The organism is Streptomyces sp. HUAS MG56 (assembly GCF_058673395.1).
Map to the genome: position 1 here is coordinate 9261585 of NZ_CM178722.1, position 11826 is coordinate 9273410.

Below are 11826 nucleotides of genomic sequence, written 5' to 3' on the forward strand. Positions count from 1 at the left end.
GCCCATGTCTACACTGCCCGGCCCGCTCAGGCGAGACCATGACCATCGTCGATGGTCGCGGCCGCGGTCCGCGCCGTCCGGTCACGGGCCGGACGGCCGGGCCGACCGGCGGGCGGCGAGCAGCAGCGCCACGTCGTCGGGGCGGTCGGTGGCCAGCCGTGCGGTGGCGGTCAGCCGGTCGGCGACCCCGGCCAGCGACCGCCCGCCGCGCTGCCCGGCGGCGGCCCCGGCCCTGCCGAGCGCCAGCCGCAGCGCGGTGATGCCGTCGTCGATGTCGGCACCGGGCCGCTCCACCAGCCCGTCCGTGTACAGGGCGAGGATCGCGTCCGGCTCCAGCAGCAGCCCGGCCACGGGGTAGCGGGCGTGCGGATCCACGCCCAGGACGACCCCGCCGGGCAGGTCCAGCACCCGGGTGCTGCCGTCGGGGCAGCGCAGCAGCGGCGGCGGATGCCCGGCCCGGGCGACCACGGCCCGGCCGGTGGCCGGATCCAGCCGCAGATAGCAGCAACTGGCGAACTGGCCCGGGTCGAGGTCGATCAGCAGCCGGTTGGTACCGCTCATCACCTCGTCCGGCGGCCGGTCGCCCAGCGCGAACGCGCGCACCGCGCTGCGCAGCTGGCCCATCGTCGCCGCCGCCTGCACCCCGTGCCCCTGTACGTCGCCGATCACCAGCGCGATCCCGTCACCCGCCTCGACCACGTCGTACCAGTCGCCGCCGACGTCCATGCCCTGTGTACCGGGCAGATAGCGGCCCGCCGTCTCCACCCGGGGGTGCGCCGACAACCGGTGCGGCAGCAGGGCCTGCTGGAGGCCGCGGGCGAGGGCGGCCTCGCTGTCGTAACGCTGCGCCCGCTCCATCGCGTGTGCGATCAGCCCGGCGAGCGCGGTGAGCACCGTGCGCTCCTCGGTACTGAAGGAGCGCCTGCCGTCGAAGCCGAGGATGCACGAGCCGACCGGCCGGCCGGAGGCGATCATCGGCAGAAAGGCGCGGGCGCCCTCGTCGGCGTCCAGCGGCATCTCCGGATAGGCGGCCGCCATCTGCTGCATCGACTCGAAGAACAGCGGCCGTCCCGTGGTCAGGCACTCCACACCGGGCAGGTGCGCGTCGAGGCCGGTGCCCTCGAACGGGGCGAGGAACCCCTGCGGGAAGCCGGTCTCCCAGGCGAGATACAGATGCCGGTCCTGGAGCACGTAGATGGCGAGGCGGCGGCCGCCGAACGCCGGCAGCAGCTCCTGCACGACCACCGCCGACACCTGCCGGGCGGTCACCGCGTCCGTCAGTGCGATGGCCAGCGCGATCGGCCGGTACAGCGGCGTCATCGAGTGGTCCGGCGGACTCTTCGGCGGCTGCGCCTCGGAGACCGGCCCGACCGGTGTCTCCATCCGGCTGGCCGGCACGAGCGTGCAGGTCAGCAGGTCCGCCCCGGGATGCGCGGACACGGCGAGCCAGTCGCCCCCGCCGGGCTCCCCGCCCGCACCGGCCGGGCGCAGCGCGTGGAAGTGCACCGGATCCGCGGCCAGCAGGGCACCGCGCAGATGATCGTCGTACGGCGGGCCGGTCAGCCACGGCAGCGCCTCCCACAGCGGCCGCCCGAGCAGCAGGTCCCGCTCCCGCCCGGTGAGCCGGACCGCGGCCTCGTTGACGTACACGACCAGGCCCAGCCGGTCCAGGCAGAACACCCCCTGCGGCAGCAGATCCGCCGCGCCGTCCGCGGCGGCGCCCGGGCCGGGATCGAACACCACCCCACCGACCCGACCGGCGGACTCCTCCGTGGCCGGCCACAGGTCCAGCAGCCGCGGCGTGCCGTCCGGCGCCCGCAGACTCAGCGGCGCGCCGGGCGGTTTCCCGGCGGCGGTCTCGCGCAGGGCGGCCAGGATCCGGTCCGCGTCGACCGGGGCCACGGCGTCCGCGAGCGCCGTGTCCGTCCCGGCGAACTCCCCGGGCCGCAGCCCGAGCAGGCCGTGCAAACAGTCGTCCGCGTGCACCGCGCGGGTCTCCGGATCCCAGCTGAACCGCCCGACACCGGCCCGCACGGGCCGGCTGGAGGGCGGCCGCACACCAAGCGGTTCGGCGTCCCAGACGATCGCGCTCGCGTCCCCGGCGGCGAGCGCCAGCAGTTCGGCGCCGAGCCCCTCGGCGATCCGGGCGAGCAGTTCCTGGTCGAGTTCCCCGGCCGGGGTGTCGGTCTCCGCCGGGCGCAGCACGGTGAGCACGCCGAGCGGCTCGCTGCCGCCCGGCACCGGGATGTGCACCGACCCGAGCGGGAAGGGCAGGCCCGCTGCGAACTGCGGATACCGGCGCACCGTCTCGGCGGCGTTCGCCAGCACCACCCGGACACCGAGGCGGTAGGCGTCGGCCACGGGGAAGGGACGGCCGACGTGCAGCCGCCACCAGGGGCGGAACAGCGGGCCGGGCAGCCCGCAGAGCACCGCGAGCCGCAGCAGGCCCGGCGTGCCGGAGCGCAGATACACCCCCGCCACCCCGCCGCCCGCCACACCGAGCGCGCTGGTCGAGGCATCGGTCAGCAGCGCGGCCAGTCTGGCTCGCGTACCGACCACGTGCTCGCCGCCGCTCCCAGCCATCGGTCCTACCTCGTGCCCTGCGCCTCCGGGTGGCTGACACAGCAAGAATGCGCCAGGAGGAGTACGGAACGCACCTCCGATGCGCGCCACTCACCTGGCCTATTCACGGGGAGGCCCGGGTGGCACGTCCGGCGGACGGCAATTCCTAATGGAGGCGTAATGGAGGCGTACTGCTGCTGCCGTACGAGGGGGGCGCAGAGGTGGCCGCACCCCGTCGACTGGAGCCGAGATGACCACCTGCTCTTCGTCCCCCCGCCCTGACGACGCCCTCACGGCCCCCGCACCGGCCACCCTCGGCGTCCACGCCCCTCTCCCGGACCTCCTGGCAACACCGGCGGCGCTGTCACCGCGGCCGGTGCCCGAGAGCTTCGAGCGGCGCCCGGAGGAGATACCGCACGAGCTCCCGTACGCGATCCCGTACGAGCTCCCGTACGAGGGCCTGCGCGACAGTGTGCGGGACGTCGAGGGCGAAACGTCCGAAGGGGGCGGGCACGACGGCGGCGGTGTGCCGGACCGCGATCCCCTGCGCGGCCTGGTCCACTCGGCTGTGGCCGACCGGCCGATCGAGGACGTCGTCCGGCTCATCACGCTGCTGGAGAGCTCGCCCGAGCACTCCCGGGCCACGGTGGACGCACTGCGTGCGATCGGCCTCGGCCGTTCCGTGGAGGATCTCGCCCGCCTGGTCGCCCTGCTCACCCGGCCGCCCCGGGGGACCGACAGCGCCGACGAAGCGATCCGCGCCGCCGCCCAGGGCCGTCCCGTGGAGGAGGTCACCCGGCTCATACGGCTGCTGCACCACGCGTCGGTGGAGCCCCACTGCCGGGAGACCGTCCTGCAGGCGGCGGCCGTCAACCTGCCCCTGGAGGAACTGGCCGAGCTGATCGGCCGGTTGGCCACGGACCGCACCGCCTTCGAGTCCGGCCCGGTTCGCCTCGTGCCCGCCGCGGCCGTCTGCGGCACCGGCACCATGTCGATGCAGGCCGGCGAACGGCAGGACCGGCCGGCGGACGGTGCGGTCGGACGGGAGGAGCCGCGGCCGGCGAGGCGCAGGGTCGTGCGGGACCGGTGGGTGGCCGCCGCGATGGCAGCACAGTGGGCGGCGGAGCGGCCGACGGCGACAGAACGGGAAGCGGACCGTCCGACGGCCGCAGGGCCGGTGACGGACGACGCCGCGCCGACCCCGAGCACGGCGGACGTGGTGACGGATGTGGCGGCGAGGGACGAGCCGATGAGGGACGTGGCGGCGGACGTGGCGACGGCGGGCGTGGCGGTGAGAGGTGTGGCGGCCGCGGACGTGGCGACGAGGGAAGAGCCGACGAGGGAGGTAGCGACGTCGGACGTCGCGACAGCGGACGTACGGACCAAGGCCCGGCCGCTGACGGGCGGGTCGGCCGGGCAGCGGGCCGTGGAAGGCTCTGGGACCTACGAGGCGCGGGGCCGCCGGAGTTCGCGCGCGGCCCTGTGGCCCGCCCGGGGCGCCGCGCTGCTCGTCCTGCTGTGCGGGGTGGCCCACGCCCCGCGTTCCTGGGCCGGACCACGCCAGGGAGTGCTCGTGGCCGGGGCCGTCGCCGCGGGGCTGTGCCTGCTGCTGGCGCTGGTACTCGTCCTGCCGCCGCGCACGGCGATGGTGCGGCTCGGTACGGCGACCGCCGCGCTCGGCGTCGGCGCCGCACTCGCCGCGGGCCAACTGCTCCGCGGACGGCTCGGCCTGCCGGATGCGTTCCGGCTGTGGGACGTGACCCTGGCCCCGTGGTGGCTCGCGGGTACGGCGGCGCTGGCCACCGCGCTGGCGGCCCTGGCCGTGCTGGTGGTCGTCCTGGTCGGCGGGCGTGCCGGGCGTAGCGCCGCGAGCTGACTCAGCGCGCCGCGGGGGCCGGCTCCGCCCCGCCGGCGTACACCGGTCGCAGCTCCAGGCGGCCGTCCGTCCGGGCGGCCGTCATGGCGAACGGGAAGGCGTCCGCCTCCAGGCACATCGCGACGTCCTCGGGGTGGACGCCGGCCCAGCCGCGCCGTACGGCCTCCGCGAGCCGGGCGGCGCCGCTGGAGCGCCGGGCCCGGTCGAGATAGGGGCCGGGGTCGGTGTCGTCCGCGCGGACCCGGGCGGCGATGTACTCGGCGCAGGCGAGATCCTCCTCGGCCCGCCCGCCGTCCCCGGTGACGACGAAGGTCACCGCCCGCGGCCGGTCCCGCCGCAGCAGTCCGGCGGTCGCGCCCGCCACCGCGAAGCTCGCGCACAGCAGCAGCCCGGCGTCCGCCACGGCCAGCGCCCCGGCCGTCCCGGCGGTGGTCTTCTGCACGACCGTACGGCCGCGCACGTCCAGCGTCCGCAGTCGCGCGGGCGAGTTGGCCAGGTCGAAGCCCGGTACCGGGGCGCCGTCCTGGAAGGCAAGCCAGCCGGGGTGACGGGCCTTGAGTTCCAGGGCCTCCTGCTGCGTACCGGCGAACACGATGCGCTCGGCGCCGCGCCGGAACGCCCACGCGGCCACGGTGAACGCCCGCATGACATCGACGACGACGGCCACGTCCGGAGCGCTCGGCGTGCCGGGTATACCGGTGAACTCGGTCCGCATCGCTCCATGGTGCGGCATCCGGCGGCCGGTCAGGGCCCGTTCGGCGTCGCCGGCAGCGGCCGGGCGGCGCGCAGGCTGCGCAGTGCGAGGAGCAGGACGGCGATGTCGTCCAGGTAGACGGGGTCGGGCAGCAGGTCGGTGGGGAGCAGCAGATAGGCGACGGCGCCCCAGAACACCCAGCGCGGGCCCGTCGGCAGCCCGGCCCGCCGCAGCGCGTTCCGGGCCCGCACCAGCCGCACCAGCAGGCCGACCGCGACGGCGAGCAGCACCGCCGCGACGACGGCGCCGGTCACCAGCAGGGTCGTGGCGGTGTCCAAGCCGTCTCCTTCCGGCCCTGTCCGGCGCGCTGTCCGCGGGTCACGGCGTCCGGTCCGTGGCGTCGGCCGGGTCCGCGCCGCTGTTCCCGGGCGCGTGAGAGGCGGGCGCGTCCGGTGCGGCGTGCGGTGCGGCGTCCGCCGGTGCGTCGTCGTCCGGGGCGGGTGCCTGCTGTCGCTGCCCCTTGGGGGTGAACCGCAGCCGCTCGAACGTGCGCGTCAGCTGCTGGAACGCCCCCGGCGTGCGGGCCGCGGGCCGTTCGGGCGCCGACGCGGGGGCGGGAACGTCGCGGTACGCGGCCAGGGCTTCCAGTGCCTGCTCGGCCGCGTCCTTGTACAGGTCCCGGGACTTCGTCATCGCCTCCAGCGCCTCCGCGTACCGGGCGACCAGCCGCCGCTCGCGCTCCAGCTCCTCCTGGAGGGTCAGCAGGGTCCAGTGCTCGCGCAGATCGTCCAGCGCCGCCTCGGCCTCCCGCGGCAGGGGCCGGGGCAGGGCGGCGAAGTGCCGCAGCGCGGCGAAGAGTTCCGTCGGCTCGGTGCCGTCCAGGAAGACGCTGCGCACGCGGTGCTCCGCGCCGTCGTAGCCTTTGGGCGCCGGGTCCGGCGGCAGCACGACGGCACCGCCGCGCGGAACCTCGACACCGAGGTCCTTCAGCGCGTAGTTGACCGCGCGGAACTGGTGCGGGGCCGCGCGGTGCTCCACCACGCGGTGCCGCAGGCCGGGCGGCAGCAGCCGGGCCAGCGGCAGCCGGCCCCGCGCGTCCGGGGTCATCGCCTCGTGCACGACGACATGGACGCACCACCCCTCGCGGGCGACGTCCCGCAGCCTGCGGCGCATCTCCTTGTCGTCCTCGGGCAGCGCGTTGACCTGCCGCAGGCGTACGCCGGTGACCGTGGCGTGGTGGTCCCAGGCGCCCTCGTCGCCCTCGTCGGCCGCGCCCTCGGGCCAGAACAGGGTGGCGGGCGAGGGCCAGGTCTCGTCCCAGGGGCGCTCCGCCTCGGCGACGAGCCGCCACTCGTGGCCCTGCGGCCGGCCGTCGTGCGGTACGAGGGTGAGGCGGGCCCGCACGGTCACCGTGCCGGCGGCCCGCCAGCGCGCCTCGAAGACCCGCCCGGCCGTGCCCTCGGGCACGGCGGGCTCGGCGAAGTCGTCGATGTCCCCGCTCTCCCGGTGCCGGCGCAGGGTGCGGCGCACGACCTCGTCGGGGGCGGTACCGGTATGGCGGCCGCGGACCGCCCAGACGGTCTGCGGGGCGGCGGCGCGGTCGGTGGCGGAGTTCGACATGGGCCAATCTGCTGATGGGGGCGGGTGAGCTTCCCAGTATCACCGCTCGGCCGGCAAGCGTGTCGTCCGGGGCCGGGAGGCAGCGCGTGCCGCAGGGGTGCGCGCCCCCGTGCACGAGGTGCGCGCCGTGCACACGGGGTGCGCGCGGAACGCCTCGGGTGAGCGCCCTACGCACATGGTGGGGGCGTGTTCCGGTCCCCACAATGGTCGGCGAACGGGGTCCGCCCGCCCATCCGCGTAGGGGTGGACCCCGTTCTCACGCATCGGGAACGGGGTGAGGGGGCCGGCGCGACGGCACCGGCCCCCTCGGAGCCGTACGGGAATCCGGGACCTCCCCCGGATCAGGGACCTCCCCCGGATCAGGGACCTACGCCCCGCTCTCCCGCAGCATGTCCTCACGCTCGACGATCTTCACGCGCTCGCGGCCCTGCGGCTCGCCCAGCGCACGCTCGGCGGCGTCCAGCTTGTACCAGCCGTCCCAGGTGGTGAAGCGGACCTCGCGCTCGGCGAGGAAGTCGTCGACGGCCACCGGCTCGGGCGAGACCGGGGTGTGCAGGCGGCCGTTCGCGTGGTCGTCCAGCAGGTTGGCCACGGTCTCGTTGGCGTCGCCCTTGGTGTGGCCGATCAGGCCGACGGGACCGCGCCGGATCCAGCCGGTGACATAGGTGGACTGGAGGTGGTCGCCGCCCTCCTCGATGACCCGGCCGCCCTGGTCCGGGACGGTGCCCGAGTCGATGTCCCAGGGCAGCTTCGGGAGCTTCTCGGAGAGGTATCCGACGGCGCGGTAGACCGCGGTGACGTCCCAGTCCTTGAACTCGCCGGTGCCCTTGACGTTGCCGGTGCCGTCGAGGGCGGTCCGCTCGGTGCGCAGTCCGACGACCCTGCCGTCCTCGCCGAGGATCTCCGAGGGGGACTCGAAGAAGTGCAGGAACAGCTTGTGCGGCCGCTCGCCGATGTCGCGGATCGCCCAGTTCTCCAGCGTCTTGGCGACCATGTCGGCCTGCTTGTTGCCGCGCCGCGTCTCGATCGAGCCCGCGTCGTAGTCGATGTCCTCGGGGTCGACGATGACCTCGATGTTGGGGGAGTGGTCCAGCTCGCGCAGCTCCATCGGGCTGAACTTGGCCTGGGCCGGGCCCCGGCGGCCGAAGACGTGGATCTCCACGGCCTTGTTGGCCTTCAGACCGTCGTGGACGTTCGGCGGTATCTCGGTCGGCAGCAGTTCGTCCGCGGTCTTGGCGAGCACACGGGCCACGTCGAGGGCGACGTTGCCGACGCCGAGCACGGCGACCTTCTCGGCCTCCAGCGGCCAGGTGCGCGGCACGTCCGGGTGGCCGTCGTACCAGGAGACGAAGTCGGCGGCGCCGTAGGAGCCGTCCAGCTCGATGCCGGGGATCGGCAGTTCGCGGTCGGCCGTCGCGCCCGTCGAGAAGATCACCGCGTCGTAGAAGTCGCGCAGGTCGTCCAGGCTGATGTCGGTCGGGTAGTCGACGTTGCCGAACAGCCGGATCTGCGGCTTGTCGAGCACCTGGTGCAGGGCGGTGACGATGCCCTTGATGCGCGGGTGGTCGGGGGCGACGCCGTACCGGATCAGACCGAACGGTGCGGGCATCCGCTCGAAGAGGTCGATGGACACGCCGGGGTCGGCGGCCACCTCGGACTTGAGCAGGGCGTCGGCGGCGTAGATCCCGGCGGGACCGGCTCCGACGATGGCTACCCGCAGGGGGCGCGGCATGATCAGGTTCCCTTCGAACGTGGACAGGCGGCTCGAATGGGAAGAAGCCTAAGCTAAGGCAGCCCTAAGTTAGTACGGGGGTCCCGTCTATGACCCCATAAGGTGATCTTATGGCTTGTTCAGGAAATCCTTATGCGCGGGGTTCCCTGCGGGGGCGGCCGCGAGGATCCTTTCGGGGGCGGCGGATGCCGGCCGTGGAGGGCGGGGTGGGACGGCGTGGGCGGACTCGCGGGGACCACGGTAGCGGTGACGGGTGGCAGCGGCTTCGCCGGCAGTCACCTGGTACGGCGTCTGCTGGAACGGGGCTGCGCGGTGCACACGACCGTGCGCAACCTCGCCGACGCCCGCAAGGTCCGGCCCCTGTGGGAGTTGCAGGAGGAGTTCCCCGGCCGGCTCACCCTCTTCGCGGCCGACCTGCTGACGGAGGGCTCGTTCGACGAGGCGTTCGGCGGCTGCTCGACCGTCTTCCACGCGGCCTCGCCCTTCCTCATGCCGGAACGCATCCGGGACGGCCGGCGGGACGTCGTGGACCCGGCGTTGCTCGGCACCCGTAACGTCCTCGCGGCCGTCGGGCGCACCCCCGACGTCGGCACCCTGGTGTTCACCTCGACCGTCGGCGCGATCTTCGGCGACTACGCCGACGTGCTCGCGATGGACGGCCAGGTGCTGTCGGAGCGCTACGTCAACACGACCAGCACGGCCTTGAACAACCCCTACCACTACGCCAAGACCCTTGCGGAGCACGCCGCTTGGGAGGCGGCGGCCGCACAGGACCGCTGGCGCATGGTGTCGGTCAACCCCGGTCTGGTCCTGGGCCCTTCGTTCACCCCCGCCTCCGACTCCGGCAGCCTCTTCCTGCTGGACGAGCTGTTCCGGGGCTGCTTCTGCTACGGCGCACCGGACTTCAGCTTCACCACCGCCGACGTCCGGGACGTCGCCGACGCGCACATCGCGGCGGCGGAGAACCCGGCGGCCGAGGGCCGGTACATCGTGGCCGCCGAGACCATGGCGTCGTTCCACGAGATGTCCCGCATCATCCGCGCCCACCACCCCCGCGACCTGCGGCTGCCGCGCACCGGACTCCCGCACTGGCCGGTACGGATCCTGGGCCCCGCCTTCGGCCTCACCCAGGACTACATCAGCAAACACCTCGGCATCCGCTTCCGCGTCGACAACAGCCGTGGTGTCCGTGAACTCGGCCTGACCTACCGGCCGTTGGAGGAGACCCTGCTGGACCACTACGAGAGCCGACGCGCACACCGGCGCCGGCGCCACGGCTGAGCCAGGGGGTCAGGCGGGTCGTACGATCCGGTGGATCGCCGCCTCCCCGGCGCCGTAGATCGACTCCTCGCGGATCGTCGAGCCCGGGCCCGGCGCGTGGACCATCATGCCGCCGCCGACATGCAGACCCACGTGCCGGTCGTCGTCGAAGAAGAGGACCAGATCACCGGGTTCGGCACCGGCGAGCGTGACCGGGGCGCCGGCGAGTGCCTGCTCGTGCGCGGCACGCGGCAGGGTGACCCCGGCGGACCGCCAGGCGGCCTGCGTGAGGCTGGAGCAGTCGTACGAGCCCGGCCCCATCGCACCCCACACACACGGCTTCCCGATCTGCCCCCGAGCGAACGCGATGGCCGCGGCGGCGCGGGCGGCCCGGGACGACTCGGGGGTGGGGGAGGGGGCGGTGGCAGCCGTGGCGGGCGCCGTCGGGTACGGGATCGGGCTGGTGCCGGTGCCGGTGCCGGGCGTGGGCATGGCCGGGGACTGGAGCACGCCCGCCTCGGCGAACGCCGGGGGCGGGAAGGAGCTGGTGGCGAGGGCCGAGGCGGCGGCATCCGGCCAGACGGTCCCGGCCGGTAGCTGCGGCGCCGTCCCCCACTGCGCTTGCTGCCACTGACCGGTCGACGCCTGCCACTGACCGGTGGCCGGGCCGGTCACGGCCGCGCCGGGCTGCGCCGCGTCGGGCCGGGCGGGCGCGGCCATGGGGGGATCCGTCGGCACGGGCGCTGCCGGTACGGCCGGTGCGGGTGCCGCGAGCCGGGCGGCGTACCGGGAGAGGACGTCGCTCGCCGCCGCGAGCTTGCGCCGGCTGCTCGCCTTCGAGTTGGCGAGGGAGGGACGGCCGGGCGCGGCGGCGCCGGGGAGCGTCCTGGGTTCCGGTAGGGGCGTGGCCAGGGCGGCAGGCGGTCCGGCGACCGGGGCGAGGGCCGTCTCGACAGAGCCGCGCTCGAACGCCGCACCCTGCACGCCAGGTGCCGTCAGGGCCGTCGCTTCCAGCGCGCCGGGTGTCATCAAGGCCGTGGCATCCTGCCCGCCGGGCGTCATCAGCATCGACGCGCCCTGCGCTGCGGGGGCCATCAGGGTCACCACGCCCTGTGCGCCCGGAGCCGGCGACGCCTCGGGCCCTGGGGCAACGGGCGCCATCATGGCCGTCGCTTCCAGCGCGCCGGGTGTCATCAAGGCCGTGGCATCCTGCCCGCCGGGGGTCATCAGCATCGACGCGCCCTGCGCTGCGGGGGCCATCAGGGTCACCACGCCCTGTGCGCCCGGAGCCGGCGACGCCTCGGGCCCTGGGGCAACGGGCGCCATCATGGCCGTCGCCTCCAGCGCACCAGGAGTCGCACCGGGAGTCATCGACTGTGCCGGCGAGGGTGCCGGCTCCCGTGCGTCCGGCGTCATCGAAGCCGACGCCCCCCACGCGCCAGGTGCCGTCGGCTCCGACGTGCCCAGCGTCCAGAACTGTCCCGCTCCGTCGCCCCCGAAGTCGCCCAAGTCCGCTGTCGCGACCGGAAGTTCGGCCTGTCGGGGGACCGGCAGGGCCGCCCGCCCGCCGGCCGGTTCGGTGGGCAGGCCGCTCGGTGCGTCCTGGGCGGAGCCGCCTGCGGTCAGCTCGGCCACGGCGCGGCGGGCGGGGGACTGCTCCAGTTCCAGAGGGCGTCGGGCATCCGGTGTGCCGCCGCGGGGCAGCTCCCGGGAACGCGCGGGAGCCGGCGAGCGGCCGGGAAGCCGGTCCGCGGGAAGGGCCGCGGGGACGGTCGGGCCGAGTTTGGCGCGGGCCGCGTCGAACCACTGCCGGGTCATCTCGTCCAGCGCGGGTTCCGGCCGCCGCACCGACCGTTTGGCGAGCGGCACGCCCCGGGAGCGGGTCACCGCCGCCATGGCCCGCGTCGCGTTGAAGTTCCCGGTCTCGTTCTCCGCGCGGTCGTAGAGGGACTCGATCCGCTGGCGAACCTCGTCGCGGCTTTCCGGCGCCATGGAAGACGTGCTCCTTCCTTGCCCCGCAGGGCAGTTGGGCCGTTTCGTCCGGCTGAGCCGGGCGGCCAGGCGTCAACCTAGCCAAGGTGT

General features: G+C 74.9%; 8 protein-coding genes. 2 read left to right on the forward strand and 6 right to left on the reverse strand.

Annotated features, from left to right (window positions below):
- Window positions 1-81: 81 nt before the first annotated feature.
- Complete coding sequence (locus tag AC4OXY_RS42725) at window positions 82-2583, reverse strand: PP2C family protein-serine/threonine phosphatase (protein WP_491992397.1); 2502 nt, start codon at window positions 2581-2583, stop codon at window positions 82-84.
- A 229-nt stretch (window positions 2584-2812) separates the two neighbouring features.
- Between AC4OXY_RS42725 and AC4OXY_RS42730 the strand changes: the two genes are divergently transcribed.
- Window positions 2813-4438 (forward strand): hypothetical protein, encoded by a 1626-nt coding sequence (locus AC4OXY_RS42730; protein ID WP_491992398.1) that lies wholly within the window; start codon window positions 2813-2815, stop codon window positions 4436-4438.
- Between the two features lies 1 nt (window position 4439).
- Here the strand turns inward: AC4OXY_RS42730 and AC4OXY_RS42735 are convergent, their stop codons facing one another.
- The 4 genes from AC4OXY_RS42735 to AC4OXY_RS42750 form a co-directional block, all read right to left on the reverse strand.
- Window positions 4440-5153, reverse strand: a complete 714-nt coding sequence (locus AC4OXY_RS42735) for a 2-phosphosulfolactate phosphatase (RefSeq protein ID WP_491992399.1) — start codon at window positions 5151-5153, stop codon at window positions 4440-4442.
- Between the two features lie 29 nt (window positions 5154-5182).
- Window positions 5183-5470, reverse strand: coding sequence for a DUF1232 domain-containing protein (locus AC4OXY_RS42740; RefSeq protein WP_356034012.1), 288 nt, complete (start codon window positions 5468-5470; stop codon window positions 5183-5185).
- A 40-nt stretch (window positions 5471-5510) separates the two neighbouring features.
- Window positions 5511-6752 carry a hypothetical protein gene (locus AC4OXY_RS42745; protein WP_491992400.1) on the reverse strand — a complete coding sequence of 414 codons (1242 nt, stop codon included), beginning with the start codon at window positions 6750-6752 and terminating at the stop codon, window positions 5511-5513.
- Window positions 6753-7119: 367 nt separating this feature from the next.
- On the reverse strand, window positions 7120-8484 hold the full coding sequence (locus AC4OXY_RS42750) for an FAD-dependent oxidoreductase (RefSeq protein ID WP_491992401.1): 1365 nt from the start codon (window positions 8482-8484) through the stop codon (window positions 7120-7122).
- A 216-nt stretch (window positions 8485-8700) separates the two neighbouring features.
- Here AC4OXY_RS42750 and AC4OXY_RS42755 point away from each other — a divergent pair, with 216 nt between their 5' ends.
- Window positions 8701-9765, forward strand: coding sequence for an NAD-dependent epimerase/dehydratase family protein (locus tag AC4OXY_RS42755; protein WP_491992402.1), 1065 nt, complete (start codon window positions 8701-8703; stop codon window positions 9763-9765).
- A 9-nt stretch (window positions 9766-9774) separates the two neighbouring features.
- Here the strand turns inward: AC4OXY_RS42755 and AC4OXY_RS42760 are convergent, their stop codons facing one another.
- The gene (locus AC4OXY_RS42760; protein WP_491992403.1) at window positions 9775-11736 is read right to left on the reverse strand and encodes a C40 family peptidase; all 1962 of its coding nucleotides are present in this window, start codon (window positions 11734-11736) and stop codon (window positions 9775-9777) included.
- Between the last annotated feature and the right edge of the window lie 90 nt (window positions 11737-11826).

Coding starts and splice junctions, on each gene's coding strand:
- AC4OXY_RS42725 (WP_491992397.1), bottom strand. CDS start 2,583: ATGGCTGGGAGCGGCGGCGAGCACGTGGTCGGTACGCGAGCCAGACTG.
- AC4OXY_RS42730 (WP_491992398.1), top strand. CDS start 2,813: ATGACCACCTGCTCTTCGTCCCCCCGCCCTGACGACGCCCTCACGGCC.
- AC4OXY_RS42735 (WP_491992399.1), bottom strand. CDS start 5,153: ATGCGGACCGAGTTCACCGGTATACCCGGCACGCCGAGCGCTCCGGAC.
- AC4OXY_RS42745 (WP_491992400.1), bottom strand. CDS start 6,752: ATGTCGAACTCCGCCACCGACCGCGCCGCCGCCCCGCAGACCGTCTGG.
- AC4OXY_RS42750 (WP_491992401.1), bottom strand. CDS start 8,484: ATGCCGCGCCCCCTGCGGGTAGCCATCGTCGGAGCCGGTCCCGCCGGG.
- AC4OXY_RS42760 (WP_491992403.1), bottom strand. CDS start 11,736: ATGGCGCCGGAAAGCCGCGACGAGGTTCGCCAGCGGATCGAGTCCCTC.